Here is a 14,997-nt window from a genome sequence, read left to right as displayed (position 1 = left end):
AAATTGAGGTTATAATTGTTATTTTGTAATTCTAGATAGTGCTGTATCAAATGCTTGAATTGTTTTTTCTATATCTTCTTTAGTATGAGCTGTTGATAAAAAAGTACCTTCGAATTGTGATGGTGGCAAGAATACACCTTCTTGAGCCATTTCTCTATACATATTACTAAACATTTCTAAATCTGATGAATTAGCTTCATCAAAATTAGTAACTGGACCTTTATTCAAGAAATAACCTATCATTGAACCAGCACGATTAACTGTTATTGGTACTTCATGTTTAGAAAACACATCTTTCAGACCTTTTTCAAGTAAATCTCCTAATTCATTAAAATAGCTATAACTATCTTCAGTTAGCTCACTTAAAGTTGCAAAGCCACTCGTCATAGCCAATGGATTTCCTGAAAGTGTTCCTGCTTGATAAACATTACCAACTGGCGCTATTTCTTCCATAATTTCTCTTTTACCACCGAAAGCACCTACCGGTAATCCTCCACCAATAACTTTTCCTAGACAAGTTAAGTCAGGCGTAACACCAAAATACCCTTGTGCACAATTGTATCCTACTCTAAATCCTGTCATAACTTCATCAAAGATTAATACAGAACCATATTCTTTAGTAATATCACGTAAACCTTCTAAGAAACCTTCTACTGGTGGTACTACACCCATATTACCGGCAACAGGTTCTACAATAACACCTGCGATATCATCACCAAATTGTTCAAAAGCCACTTTTACAGCATCAATATCATTATAAGGAACTGTTATTGTATTTTTCGCAGTGCCTTCAGGTACGCCTGGAGAGTCTGGTAATCCTAAAGTTGCTACCCCAGAGCCAGCTTTGATTAGTAATGAATCACTATGTCCATGATAACAACCTTCAAATTTCAATATTTTATTTCTGCCAGTATAACCTCTTGAAAGTCGTAATGCTGCTAATGTTGCTTCTGTTCCTGAAGATACCATTCTTACCATCTCAATAGATGGAACACGTTCAATTACGAGTTGTGCCATTTTATTTTCAAGCTCTGTAGAAGCACCAAATGAAGTTCCTTTATCTACCGCTGCGTGTAAAGCTGTTTTAACTTTTTCGTGAGAATGACCTAAAATTAAAGGCCCCCAACTTAATACGTAATCAATATATTCATTACCATCTACATCATATATCTTTGATCCTTTACCGTGATCCATAAATATCGGCGGTGTATCTACAGATTTAAATGCTCTAACTGGACTATTTACACCACCAGGCATTAAATCTACTGCTTCTTTGTATGCTTCAATTGATTGTTCGTATCTCATATTAATAGTCTCCTCCATCTAGATATTTACAAATATCTTTTGCGAAATAAGTAATAATCATGTCTGCTCCAGCACGTTTCATTGAAGTCATTTGTTCCATAACAATTTTCTCTTCATCTATCCAGCCATTTAGTGATGCTGCTTTTGTCATACTATATTCGCCACTTACGTTATACGCAACAATAGGTAAGTCAGAACGGTTACGCACATCTCTTATAATATCTAAATAACTTAAAGCAGGTTTAACAATCATCATGTCGCAACCTTCTTTAATGTCACTTTCTAATTCTCTAAATGCTTCTAAGCGATTGCTCGGGTCCATTTGATATGTTTTACGATCACCAAATGAAGGCGCACCTTCTGCAGCCTCTCTGAAAGGACCATAAAAACTAGATGCATATTTAATACCATAGCTCATAATCGGCATGTTAATAAATCCTGCTTGATCAAGTCCTGCTCTTATTTCAGCTACAAATCCGTCCATCATGTTACTTGGTGCAATAATGTCTGCTCCAGCTTTTGCTTGTGAAACAGCTGTTTTAACAAGTAATTCTAATGACTTATCGTTATCTACATCGCTTGTAGCTTCATCTATCACACCACAATGACCATGATCTGTGTATTCACAAAGACAAGTATCTGCCACAACTAATAAATCTGGGAACTTACTTTTAGATAAACGAGTCGCTTTTTGAATAATGCCATCATCGATAAATGCACCAGTACCACAAGCATCTTTCTCATTAGGAATTCCAAAGAACATTACACCTCGAATACCTAGGTCATATGCCTCTTTTAATTCTTCTTCTAACAGGTTTAAACTCAATTGATAAATCCCAGGCATTGATGAGATTTCATTTTTAATATTATCTTCTTCAATCACAAATATAGGATATATTAAATCAGATTTATGAACATACGTTTCTTTTACCATATTTCTCATTGATTGTGATGATCTTAATCTTCTATGTCTATCAAATTTCATAATTTTACCTCTTTCAAGATTGTATTTATCATATCTTCTAAAGTAGATTCTAAAGCTATTTTAGAAGTTTGATGATATGTATTTAATTTTTGTTGAGTGATTTCTCCAATTGCATATACTTCTACGCCATGACCAATTTCTTTGTAGGTTTCAAAATAACTTGAAACTGCTGAAGAACTTGAAAATGTTATATGCGTAACTTTATTGTTTGTAATTAGTTCATGCACCTTATGAACATTATCAGTATTTGTTACTGGCTCATATATATTCAGCCTTTGAACTTGATTACTCCATTCAGATAACTGAGTTGTTAATTTATCTCTTGCTTGTTTACTGCATGGTATCAATACAGATTGATTAAAAAGTTTGTCTTTAAAATCATTTAACATGCCTTCTTGCGTAAATGTTTCCGGCATTGTATCAACAGGTATATTAAGTTTTTCAGCTATTTTTTTCGTTTTAGAACCAATTACTGCAATATGATTAACTTGTATCTTTGGTAAATATGGTTCAAAAATTTTAATAGCATTTACAGACGTAAAAATAAGCCAATCATAGTGGGGTTTTAAACAAGACTGTTCAAATTGGATAGGGACAATATCTATAAATGGATAATGTCGAATCTCTACGTCTTCACGTTGAACAGTTCTTGTACTCGTAACCACTATAATCGGCTTCATTTTAACTACTCCTTATTATGCTTCTTCATTTAATTTCTTAATAATTTCATATGCACCTTGGGATTTTAATTCTTCAGATACTTGTTTACCGATTTCTACTGGATCGGTACCTACTTTTGTAGATTCATATCTTTCTTTACCATCAGGTGACATAATTAATCCTGTAAATGAAATTTCATTGCCATCTTTTGTTGCATAACCTGCAATTGGAACTTTACAACTTCCATCCATTTCATTTAAAAATGTTCTTTCGCATGTTACACACGTTTCCACTTTTTCATCATGCACAGATTTTAGAATATCTAATAATTCTTTGTCATCACTTCTACATTCTATACCTAATGCACCTTGACCTATTGCTGGAACCATTGTATCCTCTTGTAAATATTCAGTAACGATATCTTCGCTCCAACCCATGCGCTTTAATCCTGCAGCAGCAAGTATTATAGCATCAAAATCCTCAGTTTCTAATTTCTTCAATCGTGTATCGATGTTCCCTCTAATCCATTTGATTTCTAAGTGAGGATATTTAGCTAAAATTTGGGCACCACGTCTTAAAGAACTAGTACCAACAATACTGCCTGGCTTTAATTCTGCAAGTTTAACATGATTATTAGCAATATATGCATCAAAAGGAATTTCTCTCTCAGGAATACATCCAAGCGTTAATGCTTCCGGCAATTCGCTAGGCACATCTTTAAGTGAATGAATAGCAAAGTCTATTTCATGATCAAATAATGCTTGTTGTATTTCTTTTACGAATAAACCTTTACCACCAACTTTAGACAATTGAACATCGACGATTCTATCGCCTTTAGTTACGATTTCTTTAATTTCGATATCTAAATCTGGATGCTTTTCTTTCAATTTATCTATAAATTGCTGACTTTGTGTCATTGCTAATTTACTTTTTCTAGAACCTACAATAATTTTACGCATAACTTCCTCCATTATTGTTTAATTAAACCACTGATGAAATCCCGAAAACTTTGAGACCACCAAATAATTTATCATACACACTAAAAATATCATAATATTCGCTATTACTAACGTTTTAGTATTGATTGATTTTCTTACTCTTAAATATAAATAAACACCATAAAGTAGTAAAACAATTAAAGAACCGATCACTTTCATATCTATCCATATCTCACTACCAATTATAATTAAGCCCCATTGTATACCTAATATTAAACTAATAAGTAACACTAAAAATCCTATTAAAGAAAATCTAAAAACATTTTGCTCTAGTTGTTCAATACTACCCATTCTAAAGAACTTTTGATTGAACTTTTTCTCTTTTAGATTTTTTCTCTGGAGTAAATATAAAATTGCATGTGATGTACTCAATGCAAACAGAACATAGCTTAATATAGCTAAAGAAATATGTATTAATAGTAATTCATTCATAATATTAGATGCCGTATTTTCCGTATCATATTGCTCAGGTCTAAATGTATGAATAACTAAAAATACAAATCCAATTAAATTAATAATAAAGACTGTTAAATCCGTTGATTTAAAATAGTTTAAAACTAATGAAACTGTAATAATCATCCATGTATAAAAATAAAATCCTTCAAATATCGTCAAGATTGGAAATTGTTTTGTTGTAACAATATACATGCACAAAAAGATTGTTTGAAAAATCCAAACAATCCCCAGTGCATAATACCCAAGCTTTCTTACTTTAGAATTTTTTTGAATAAAGTCATAGAAATAGCACCCTAAACAAATCATGTAAATAACTAAGACAATTTCATGCAAACGTACCGCAATTACATCTTGCATAGCATCACCATATATTTTGATTAAGTTTCAACTGTGTTAGGAGACAATTGACTTCTTTTTATTTCTTTCTTTGTATCATTTAATCGATCTACTTCATTCGTAATATTAAAGATTTCTTGGAATAATTCTAATTTTTCTGCTGATTTTTTATCAGTTGATAATTCTTTAGCTTGAGTTATCGGATCTTTTAATAATTGATTTACGATACTTTTCATATGCTTAGATATAACTTTTCTTTCTCTTTCAGTCATATCAGGTAGTTTTCTTTCGACACTTACCATTGTTTCTTCTTGTATATGTGATGCTTTACCTCTAAGTGCTGTAATTATCGGCACAACGCCTAGCATATTCACCCATTCTTCATGCTTATCAATTTCTTTAGCAATAAGCAATTCTATTTCACGAGCTGCTTGCTCACGTTCAGCTAGATTTGCATCTACAAGGCCGTTTAAATCATCCACATCATAATTAAACATTAGTTCTAAGTCATTCACTTCAGGATCTATATCCCTTGGCACAGCAATATCAATTAATACAAGTGGTTTATTTTTTCTAAAGCGCTCAACATCTTTCATCATATCTTTAGTTAATACATAATGTTCCGCACTCGTAGAACTAATGACGATATCAGCTTCCATCAACGAACATTGTAGTTCATTCATGCTTTTAGCTACACCTTTATATTGCATAGCTAATGCTTCAGCTTTTGCAACAGTTCTATTTAAAACAGTAATGTCATTTACACCACTACCATTCAAATTAGCTACTGCTAACTCAGCCATTTCTCCTGCTCCAATGATTAATGCTTTCTTATTATCTAGTTTGCCAAGTACTTTTTTCGATAATTCCACAGCTGCATATGAAACTGATACGGCATTAGAAGCTATGTCTGTTTCGTGATGACCACGTTTAGCCAATGTTATAGCTTGTTTGAATAATCGATTAAACATAGTACCTGTTGTAACCTCAGTTTGTGCAATTTGAAACGCATCTTTCATCTGTCCTAAAATTTGCGTTTCACCTAGAACCATTGAATCTAAACCAGATGTTACTCTGAACAAATGTTCCACTGCTTCATTCTCAGTTAACACATTTGTATAAGATTTAATCGTATCTAACGATTGGTCAAACCAATCAGCTAAGAAAGACTGAATATAATATTTACCAGTGTGTATTTGATCTACAACAGCATATACTTCAGTTCTATTACATGTCGATAAAATGACACATTCTAAAATTGATTTTTTATTACTAAGTGTTACGAGTGCATTCTCAATTTCTTGATCATTAAATGCTAGTTTTTCTCGCATCGCAACATCTGCAGTCTTATAGTTTACGCTTACTACAACAACATGCACTTCTAACGCCCCCATTAATTTATGTCCAATGTCTAAATTATAACATTTCTAATTTAGGAATGTGAGGATTTTGTTTAAATAAATTGTGACAATAATGCCCATATATTGTCTGTCTTATCTTTATTTAATGAAGAATAACTTATTAATTTATCCTCAGAATCAACCTCTAATGTTTCTCGTATGATTTTTAAATGTTTTTGAACTTTACCTTTTGGTATCTTATCCTCTTTAGTTGCGATAATAATTGTAGGTATTTCAAAATGTTTTAAATAATTATACATCAATACATCATCTTGAGTCGGCTTGTGTCTTATATCCACTAATTGAATGACACATTTTAACTCATTTCTAGTCGTTAAATATTGTTCTATCATCTTACCAAACTGTTCTCTTTGTTTTTTACTCACTTTTGCATATCCATATCCTGGTACATCAACAAATACAAGTTGTTCATCTATATTAAAGAAGTTTAAAGTCTGTGTCTTCCCAGGTTTAGATGACGTTCTAGCAACTTTTTTTCTTGATATTAATGTATTAATAAACGTTGACTTACCAACATTAGAACGCCCACTTAGAGCAATCTCTGGCAAACCAGTTTCAGGATATTGCTTTGGATCAACTGCACTTATAATTATATCTACGTTATTCGGATTAATTTTCATTGTTTTCTCCTACAAATTTGTTTCTTTTATTATATCTTATATTGGCTACATTTTAAACAAACCACAAAGATTAAAGGCTGAGACAATATATTGTCCCAGCCTCTAATAGATTAATAAAGTTTATGCTGATGTTTTTTCATCATTTATTAAGTTACCTTCACTATCAAATAAGTTAGGTAATTTATTATCTCTAATTGTATCTTCAGTAATCACTACTTTACTAACATCGTTGCTTGAAGGAATATCAAACATAATATCAATAAGAGCTTCTTCAATTATAGAACGTAATCCACGTGCACCAGTTTTACGTTCTATAGCTAGTTCACTAATAGCTGTTAATGCATTTTCATCAAATTGTAATTCAACGTCATCTAATTCAAGCATTTTAGTATATTGTTTTACTAATGCATTCTTAGGTTGAGTTAAGATGTTTTTCAATGCATCAACATCTAATGTTTCAAGATTAGCTACAATAGGAATTCTGCCGATAAATTCTGGAATTAAACCATAAGATTGTAAATCTTCAGGTCTAATTTGTGATAGTAATGACTCTTCATCACTAATTTCTTCACCAGAACTACTAAATCCAATGATTTTTTCACCTAATCTACGTTTAATGACTTCATCGATTCCATCAAATGCACCACCAAGAATAAATAGTATATTTGTTGTATCTATTTGAATGAATTCTTGGTTTGGATGTTTTCTACCACCTTGTGGCGGAACACTAGCTGTTGTACCTTCAAGAATTTTAAGCAATGCTTGTTGAACACCTTCACCAGAAACATCTCTTGTTATAGATGTGTTTTCAGATTTACGTGCGATTTTGTCAATCTCATCAACATATATAATACCCTTTTCAGCACTTTCAACATCAAAGTCAGCTGCTTGGATTAATCTTAAAAGTATATTTTCTACGTCTTCACCTACATAACCAGCTTCCGTTAAACTAGTTGCATCTGCTATTGCAAATGGAACGTTTAATGATTTGGCTAATGTTTGAGCAAGTAATGTTTTACCACTACCAGTTGGCCCAATTAATGCGATATTACTTTTTTGTAAATCAACACCATCTTCACTTTCTGAAGGTTGTTGAACACGTTTATAATGGTTATAGACAGCTACTGCTAATGATTTTTTAGCATTTTCTTGTCCGATAACATAATCATTTAATTGCTCCATAATTTCTTTAGGTGTAGGAACTTCAGTAAATTGTTCTGGCTCTTGTGACTTCAATTCTTCTTCAACTATTTCAGAACAAAGCTCTATACATTCATTACATATATAGACACCACTACCAGCTACAAGTTTTTTAACTTGATCCTGCTCTTTACCACAGAAAGAACATTTTAAGTTTTCTTCACCATCGTTAAATTTAAACATTTTTACACCCCTATTCTTTTTAGACTATACTAAATGTTTTTTACTTTTTCAAATTAAACGAACTAAAAAAGAATAGTAGCAGAAAAATTCTGCTACTATAATTAATTTATACCGAATAACAATTATTCTCCAACTGATTCAGCAACTAATAAGTCGATAACTTTTTGAATTTTAAGGTCGTTAACTAAAATATCGTTATTACCTAATGTTGATTTAATATCTTCAACAGATAATCCAAATTGTTCGCTCATTTTAGTCAATTCTGCTTCAACATCTGAATCAGAAACTTCAATGTTCTCAGCATCAGCGATAGCTCTTAAAGTTAAATTAGTTTTAACACGTTTTTCAGCGTCTTCTTTCATTTGTGCTTTAAGTTCTTCTTCTGATTGGCCAGAGAATTGATAGTATAATTCAAGGTTTAAACCTTGTTGTGAAATACGTTGTTCGAATTCTTGCATCATACGATCTAATTCTGTGTTAATCATAGCTTCAGGAATTTCAACTGTAGCGTTATCAGAAGCTTTAGTAATTGCTTCTTCTTTTTCAGTTGCTTCTGCTTGATTTAATTTAGCATCTGCTAAATCTTTACGTAATTTTTCTTTATATTCATCTACTGTATTAACTGATTCGTCAAGCTCTTGAGCTAACTCATCATCTAATTCTGGAATTTCTTTAGATTTTACTTCGTTAATATCACATTTGAATGTTGCTTCTTTACCAGCTAATTCTTCAGCATGGTATTCTTCAGGGAATGTAACAACAACTTCTTTGCTATCGCTAGCTTTAAGACCAATAAGTTGTTCTTCAAATCCTGGAATGAATGATCCAGAACCAATTTCAAGATCATAACCTTCAGCTTGTCCACCTTCAAATGCTTCGCCGTCAACATAACCATCAAAGTTAATGTTTACAACGTCACCTTGAGCGATTTCGCCTTCTTTAACTGTTAATTCAGCTTGACGACTAACTGCTTCTTCTAAAGCTTTATCGAATTCTTCGTCAGTTACTTCACGATCTTGTTTTTCTATAGCTAGGCCTTTATAGTCACCTAATTCAACTTCTGGTTCAACTGTTACAGTAGCTTCAAAGATAAGTTCTTTACCTTTTTCCATTTGTGTAACGTCGATTTCCGGACGATCAACTGGGTTGATTTCTGCTTCTTCAACTGCATTACCATATGCTTCAGGTAAAATGAAATCTAATGCATCTTGGTATAATGATTCAACACCAAATCTTTGTTCAAATAATGGTCTTGGCATTTTACCTTTACGGAAACCAGGTACATTAATTTGTTTAACAACTTTTTTGAATGCTTTGTCTAAACCTTTATCTACTTCTTCTTTAGGAACCGTAACAGTTAATAAACCTTGGTTACCTTCCTTCTTTTCCCATGTTGCTGTCATGTATAAAAACCTCCGTGATTAACCTAATTTTATAAATTTTCAACTCTTTAATTATAACATAGCTTTCTGATGTTTCAACTATAGTGTTTACATTCATTATAATTTTTCAATAAAATCTATGAATTTGTCCCAATCTGCTTGATTAACACTATTGTAGCTAGCGTCTATAATAAAACGTTCTGATAAAAGTTTCAAGTAACATGCAATTAAAGTTTCATCTTCTAGCTCGCTAAAATCAATTGGATACATTACGATAGCATGTTGATTCAATAAACTTTTAGCTAATTCAATCGATGAAGGACTATCAATTTCAAGTTGATCTATTACTTTAGGTATTATATTTTTGTTTAAATTTGTTCTTTCAATGCCATCTAATTCTATAGGATTAACAGTTAAAAATTCGTTTAATTTTTCGAATTTTACTTCAGCAGACCATTCACTTAATCTTAAATACTCTAAAATCAAACTTTGTACATTGGGATGCAATGTTTCATTCTCTATAATCTGAGCTAAAGTTAAATTAAACACACCTAAATGATTATCAATTAAGTCGATTAAGAGATTAATTTGTTCTTCAAATTGTGTTTCTTTAAATGCTCTCAAAATTTCTGATGCTTTTAACTGTCTTTGATTAAGTTTGTCTTTTGCCATATCTTGAATAGGAAGTAGTGCCATCCTAGTAGAATGTTCAATATTTTCATCTTTAATTTGATTAATGATTTCAACTACTGTTTGATATTGTTCTAAATAATATAGGCTTTCTACAAAATAAATAACAATCTTATCATAATAGTCATGCCCTTGATTTAGCAATATACTTGCTTCTTCTCTCAATTCTAAATAATGACCACACGCTTTTAAAACTTCACATTTTTTTAATGATAGGTCTTCATCCATTGCAAAATGTTGTTCATATAATTCGAACACTTGATACGCTTCATCAAATTGTTCCTTTTGTATAGCAGTATTAATATTTTGTATGAGTTGGTTTTTCAGTTTTGGAAATGGAATGATTTCACTCAAGGTTACTCACCTCTTCTGTATATACCATCTATAATAAGACTACTCCATGTTTCATAGTTTTCATTATTAGATAACTCCGATTGGTTGACCCAATTAATTTTCAATGTGTCAGTTTCGATAGCTTCGACACTTTCTTTTTGGACTTTTAATTTAAACACTACGCCAATATGAACTTTACCAACTTCATTCTGATCATCATTGATAAATCCGATTAACTCCATGTTTTCTACATCTTTTTTACTCAAACCAACTTCTTCTTCAAGTTCTCTTGCAGCATTTTCTCTTATCACTTCTTCAACATTAGTAGCATTAGGAACATCATTCATATGTCCACCTACACCTATTGAACTCAATCCGTGAAGTCTACCTTCTCCACCACCAGTTAACCTTTCATAAACTAACACTTCGTTATTTTCATTTTCTAAAATACAATATGAAATCAACTGTTTATATGATGGATCTTCTTCCATGTCTCCACGTCTTTTAGTTTCGTATTGATTAATTGTTTCGTAAATATATTTTGTTTCTTCATCTTGGATAGATTTAAATCCATCGAATTGATATGTTTCATTATTAAAAATTGTCTTTCTTGGTACCACTGTTATCATTTCATCAAATTTAGACATAATAATCTCCTTATTCTTATTTCTACACTATTTTATCAAAGCGTTTATAAAGCGTAAAGGAGTTGGGTCTGTTCGTTCTTTTTTTAATAACATCTTATGATATTGTTCGTGCAAGTTTTCCTCTTTTTTTATACAATCTTACGATTTTGTTCGTGCATGCTTGCCTACTTTTTTTATACAATCTCACGATTTTTTTCGTGCATGTTTGCCTAGGGGTATGGTTCGAGCCTGTAGTCTCTCACGCATACTATTCCCTCAGGCGTCAGCACTTACAAAATCGTTCTTAATATCTATTTTTATATAGAAAAATGGTTGCTCTAAGTGCTACTACGGATAGCGGACAAATTGAACTTGAATTTATAAGTTCAGTTTTTTTGTTTTAATAAGTAGATTTATTGAACATAGAATCAACTCTAGGATAAATTTCACCTATACTATAAATATTTAATTAATATTTGGTATTTTGTAGCGCTGACTCCTGTGGGGTAAGCACGAGCAAAAAAATACCAACAAAGTCTAAGAGTTACCAAAATGATTTTTATAAAAAAATAAGAGCAGAAATTCAATGAAGAATTTCTGCTCTTATATAGAATATATTATTTAGCTAATGCGTCTTTAGCTTTAGTAGCTAATTCAGCAAATGCTTTTTCATCTGAAACAGCGATTTCAGAAAGCATTTTACGGTTGATTTCAATACCAGCTAATTTAAGACCATTCATTAAACGGCTATAGCTGATGTCGTTTTGACGAGATGCTGCATTAATACGTGCAATCCATAATTTACGGAATTCACGTTTTTTCTGACGACGGTCACGGTAAGCATAGTTACCTGATTTCATTACTTGTTGTTTAGCAACTTTATATAATGTATGTTTTGATCCAAAGTAACCTTTAGATAATTTTAAAACTTTTTTACGACGAGCTCTCGTCACTGTTCCACCTTTAACACGTGGCATTATAATTCCTCCTTAAAATGGACCATTAGTCCGCTATGTTTATTATTTTACGTACGTTAACATTTGTTTAACTCGTTTAGTATCTGATTTAGAAACTAATGAAGCTTTACGTAATTTACGTTTCGCTTTAGTAGATTTGTTTGCAAATAAGTGTGAAGTAAATGATCTAGAACGTTTTAATTGACCTGAACCAGTTCTTTTAACACGTTTAGCTGCTCCACGATGAGTTTTCATTTTAGGCATTGAGATTTCCTCCTATTATTTCGGTTTATTTGTCGTTTGAAATTGGCGCTAACATTAAGAACATTGAACGCCCTTCCATTTTAGGTCTTTGTTCAACTGTTGCTATATCCTTACAAGATTCTGCAAAGCGTTCTAACACGCGTTGACCAATTTCTTTATGCGTAATCGCACGTCCTCTAAATCTAATAGATACTTTAACTTTATCTTCTTTAGATAAGAATTTTTGTGCATGTTTCAATTTAGTTTCAAAGTCATGTTCTTCGATAGTTGGACTTAATCGAATTTCTTTTACACTAACAATTTTTTGTTTCTTACGCATTTCTTTTTCTTTTTTCTGTTGTTCGAATTTATATTTACCGTAATCCATAATTCTTGCAACAGGTGGTTTAGCATTTGGCGCTACTACTACTACATCTAAATCTACTCTTTCAGCCATTTCAATGGCTTCAAATTTTGATTTAACACCAATTTGTTCCCCATCTTGGCCAATAAGGCGAAGTTCTTTCGCACGAATTTTGTCGTTTATTTGAGTCTGATCTTTAGCTATGGTTGACACCTCCTAGAATTTTACGAAGTCGTCCAAGAAAAAAAGAACGAATGCACAATGCACCCGCTCTCCTCCATAAACATTAAAGGTTTATTGTACCTGCTAACTGCTTTACGCGTCACTACAGGTGAGAAGCGGGTATGCCTCTACTTGGTCCGTTTCGTATTCAACAAAACTAATCTTACCAATTATAAACCTTTATGTCAATCTTTATTTAATATTATTTTCAAATTCTTTCATATCGATATCTTGACTTAAATCAACTTGTTTAAGTGGTATCATTTTTGTTTTATATTTCACTTTATGGAAAATAAAGAATGCTAAAAATACTGGAATACCCATATATGTGATGAAGAATCTTCTTGGTTCAAACTCACCAGTTTGTATGAAGTCAACATCTTGACCGACAATTACAATTGCACAAAGTGCAAACGCAAATAACGGACCAAATGGGAATAGCTTTGCAGTATATTTCAATTTTGATTTATCATAATTTTGTAGATCAAATGCTCTTCTAAATCTAAAGTGACTGATTGCTATACCTAGCCAAGCAATAAATCCTGTCATACCTGATGCTGCGATAATATACTCATACGCCCCACCACTTAAATGCTCTATAGCAAATATTAGAACGACAACTACTGCAGTAGTCATAAGTGCTGTATAAGGCACCCCAAATTTATTTGTTTTAGAAAATACTGGCGAAGCAAGTTTATCTTTACTCATAGAGAATAACATTCTCACAGATGCATACATACCAGAATTACCTGCTGATAATACTGAAGTTAATATTACTGCATTCATAAATGAAGCAGCAAATGCTAAACCAGCATTTTCAAATACCAATGTGAATGGTGATTTTGCTATTTCATCGCCACCCATTAAGTTTGGATTAGTATAAGGAATAATCATACCAATTACAAATATTGCTAAAACATAGAATAATATTATTCTCCAAAATACTTGTTTAATTGCTTTAGGTACTGCACGTTCTGGATTTTCAGACTCACCTGCAGTAATACCTATTAACTCTGTACCTTGGAAAGAGAATCCTGCTACTAAGAACACACCTAGAACTAGCAAGAATGTATTAACATTGGAATCTCCGAGGAACGGTGCATCTCCAGCTACAAAGTTTTCGAATCCTAAATACTCTCCACCTAGTAATCCGAATATCGTTAATAACCCAATCCCGATAAAGATTATAACTGTAGCTACTTTAATGAAAGCAAACCAATATTCACTTTCTCCATATACACGTACAGATAATGAATTCAGACCAAATATAATGGCCATAAATATGACACTCCATAACCATGATGGAATAATTTCTAACGGTTCCCAATAGCTGACAACTTGTGAAGCAATTGTAATGTCAGCAGCAACAGTAATAACCCAGTTGAACCAATAATTCCATCCTAATGCAAATCCTAATGAAGGATCTACAAATCGTGTTGCATACGTACTAAAAGATCCTGAAACTGGCAAATATGTTGCCATTTCTCCTAAAGAAGTCATAAGGAAGAACACCATTAATCCTACGACAGCATATGCTAATAATGCTCCACCTGGTCCAGCATCTCTAATCGCACCACCAGAAGTCATAAATAAACCAGTACCTATACAACCTCCAATGGCAATCATAGAAATATGTCTATCTTTAAGCTTTCTTTGAACATTGTTCGTTGATTTTTCTTGAGCCATTGTTTTTTCCCTTTCTTTATTCCACAATCGAGCCACTAAAAAAAGTCGCATATCATTAAGATATGCGACCTATATATGATCATTCCATACAAATTGGTAGCACATCACTTAGTGTGACAGTCCAGTATTTATTCAACACTGGCCCAATAAATAGTATTATGGATACTATTTATTTCGGCAACGTCCCCTTTCATCATTTCAACATACGCGCCATTACGCTTCTGAATAATTACTTTTGAACATCGCAACCTCTAACTCATTACTGAGGAATATTTAATTAAATTTCACTATTAAAACTATACCCGATGAAACGAGTAATTTCAATAGATTA

Annotated in this window: 15 protein-coding genes, 1 riboswitch and 1 other annotated feature; all 15 genes read right to left on the bottom strand. The window is 32.2% G+C overall.

Annotated elements, in window-relative coordinates; genetic code table 11:
- Positions 1-18: 18 nt before the first annotated feature.
- On the bottom strand, positions 19-1,305 hold the full coding sequence (gene hemL, locus LQ609_RS04240; protein ID WP_078356439.1) for a glutamate-1-semialdehyde 2,1-aminomutase: 1,287 nt from the start codon (positions 1,303-1,305) through the stop codon (positions 19-21).
- Between the two features lies 1 nt (position 1,306).
- Positions 1,307-2,290, bottom strand: coding sequence for a porphobilinogen synthase (gene hemB / locus LQ609_RS04235; protein ID WP_078356438.1), 984 nt, complete (start codon positions 2,288-2,290; stop codon positions 1,307-1,309).
- Positions 2,287-2,970 (bottom strand): uroporphyrinogen-III synthase, encoded by a 684-nt coding sequence (locus tag LQ609_RS04230; protein WP_078356437.1) that lies wholly within the window; start codon positions 2,968-2,970, stop codon positions 2,287-2,289. Before LQ609_RS04230 ends, hemB begins: the two co-directional genes overlap by 4 nt.
- Before the next feature lie 15 nt (positions 2,971-2,985).
- Positions 2,986-3,909, bottom strand: coding sequence for a hydroxymethylbilane synthase (gene hemC / locus LQ609_RS04225; RefSeq protein WP_078356436.1), 924 nt, complete (start codon positions 3,907-3,909; stop codon positions 2,986-2,988).
- A gap of 18 nt (positions 3,910-3,927) precedes the next feature.
- Positions 3,928-4,761, bottom strand: a complete 834-nt coding sequence (locus LQ609_RS04220; RefSeq protein ID WP_107509049.1) for a cytochrome C assembly family protein — start codon at positions 4,759-4,761, stop codon at positions 3,928-3,930.
- 20 nt (positions 4,762-4,781) lie between these two features.
- Positions 4,782-6,119, bottom strand: coding sequence for a glutamyl-tRNA reductase (gene hemA / locus LQ609_RS04215; RefSeq protein WP_078356434.1), 1,338 nt, complete (start codon positions 6,117-6,119; stop codon positions 4,782-4,784).
- Between the two features lie 74 nt (positions 6,120-6,193).
- Positions 6,194-6,781: a ribosome biogenesis GTP-binding protein YihA/YsxC gene (gene yihA, locus LQ609_RS04210; protein ID WP_078356433.1), complete on the bottom strand. Its 588-nt coding sequence runs from the start codon at positions 6,779-6,781 to the stop codon at positions 6,194-6,196.
- A gap of 120 nt (positions 6,782-6,901) precedes the next feature.
- Complete coding sequence (gene clpX / locus LQ609_RS04205; RefSeq protein ID WP_078356432.1) at positions 6,902-8,164, bottom strand: ATP-dependent Clp protease ATP-binding subunit ClpX; 1,263 nt, start codon at positions 8,162-8,164, stop codon at positions 6,902-6,904.
- Positions 8,165-8,286: 122 nt separating this feature from the next.
- The gene (gene tig, locus LQ609_RS04200) at positions 8,287-9,567 is read right to left on the bottom strand and encodes a trigger factor (protein ID WP_078356431.1); all 1,281 of its coding nucleotides are present in this window, start codon (positions 9,565-9,567) and stop codon (positions 8,287-8,289) included.
- Between the two features lie 96 nt (positions 9,568-9,663).
- On the bottom strand, positions 9,664-10,590 hold the full coding sequence (locus LQ609_RS04195) for a hypothetical protein (protein WP_078356430.1): 927 nt from the start codon (positions 10,588-10,590) through the stop codon (positions 9,664-9,666).
- Between the two features lie 2 nt (positions 10,591-10,592).
- A complete protein-coding gene (locus LQ609_RS04190; protein ID WP_078356429.1) occupies positions 10,593-11,216 on the bottom strand; it encodes an NUDIX domain-containing protein in 624 nt (207 codons plus the stop codon).
- 596 nt (positions 11,217-11,812) lie between these two features.
- On the bottom strand, positions 11,813-12,172 hold the full coding sequence (gene rplT / locus LQ609_RS04185) for a 50S ribosomal protein L20 (RefSeq protein WP_208143750.1): 360 nt from the start codon (positions 12,170-12,172) through the stop codon (positions 11,813-11,815).
- 42 nt (positions 12,173-12,214) lie between these two features.
- On the bottom strand, positions 12,215-12,415 hold the full coding sequence (gene rpmI / locus LQ609_RS04180; RefSeq protein WP_078356428.1) for a 50S ribosomal protein L35: 201 nt from the start codon (positions 12,413-12,415) through the stop codon (positions 12,215-12,217).
- Between the two features lie 25 nt (positions 12,416-12,440).
- Positions 12,441-12,971: a translation initiation factor IF-3 gene (infC, locus tag LQ609_RS04175; RefSeq protein ID WP_078356427.1), complete on the bottom strand. Its 531-nt coding sequence runs from the start codon at positions 12,969-12,971 to the stop codon at positions 12,441-12,443.
- A gap of 23 nt (positions 12,972-12,994) precedes the next feature.
- Positions 12,995-13,120: a sequence feature (ribosomal protein L20 leader region), on the bottom strand.
- Between the two features lie 52 nt (positions 13,121-13,172).
- Entirely contained in the window at positions 13,173-14,666 is a 1,494-nt protein-coding gene (locus tag LQ609_RS04170) for an amino acid permease (RefSeq protein ID WP_239734361.1), read from the bottom strand.
- 89 nt (positions 14,667-14,755) lie between these two features.
- A riboswitch (Lysine riboswitch) is annotated at positions 14,756-14,928 on the bottom strand.
- Positions 14,929-14,997 lie beyond the last annotated feature (69 nt).

The sequence above is a fragment of the Mammaliicoccus sp. G-M28 genome (assembly GCF_022386595.1).
GTDB lineage: Bacteria > Bacillota > Bacilli > Staphylococcales > Staphylococcaceae > Mammaliicoccus > Mammaliicoccus fleurettii.
This window is presented reverse-complemented; position numbering and strand designations above follow the sequence as displayed.

Excerpts from the sequence above, each read along its gene's own strand:
- clpX (WP_078356432.1), bottom strand. The coding sequence starts at position 8,164 with ATGTTTAAATTTAACGATGGTGAAGAAAACTTAAAATGTTCTTTCTGT.
- LQ609_RS04190 (WP_078356429.1), bottom strand. The coding sequence starts at position 11,216 with ATGTCTAAATTTGATGAAATGATAACAGTGGTACCAAGAAAGACAATT.
- LQ609_RS04170 (WP_239734361.1), bottom strand. The coding sequence starts at position 14,666 with ATGGCTCAAGAAAAATCAACGAACAATGTTCAAAGAAAGCTTAAAGAT.
- yihA (WP_078356433.1), bottom strand. The coding sequence starts at position 6,781 with ATGAAAATTAATCCGAATAACGTAGATATAATTATAAGTGCAGTTGAT.
- hemL (WP_078356439.1), bottom strand. The coding sequence starts at position 1,305 with ATGAGATACGAACAATCAATTGAAGCATACAAAGAAGCAGTAGATTTA.
- rplT (WP_208143750.1), bottom strand. The coding sequence starts at position 12,172 with ATGCCACGTGTTAAAGGTGGAACAGTGACGAGAGCTCGTCGTAAAAAA.
- LQ609_RS04230 (WP_078356437.1), bottom strand. The coding sequence starts at position 2,970 with ATGAAGCCGATTATAGTGGTTACGAGTACAAGAACTGTTCAACGTGAA.
- hemB (WP_078356438.1), bottom strand. The coding sequence starts at position 2,290 with ATGAAATTTGATAGACATAGAAGATTAAGATCATCACAATCAATGAGA.
- hemC (WP_078356436.1), bottom strand. The coding sequence starts at position 3,909 with ATGCGTAAAATTATTGTAGGTTCTAGAAAAAGTAAATTAGCAATGACA.
- tig (WP_078356431.1), bottom strand. The coding sequence starts at position 9,567 with ATGACAGCAACATGGGAAAAGAAGGAAGGTAACCAAGGTTTATTAACT.
- LQ609_RS04220 (WP_107509049.1), bottom strand. The coding sequence starts at position 4,761 with ATGCAAGATGTAATTGCGGTACGTTTGCATGAAATTGTCTTAGTTATT.
- rpmI (WP_078356428.1), bottom strand. The coding sequence starts at position 12,415 with ATGCCTAAAATGAAAACTCATCGTGGAGCAGCTAAACGTGTTAAAAGA.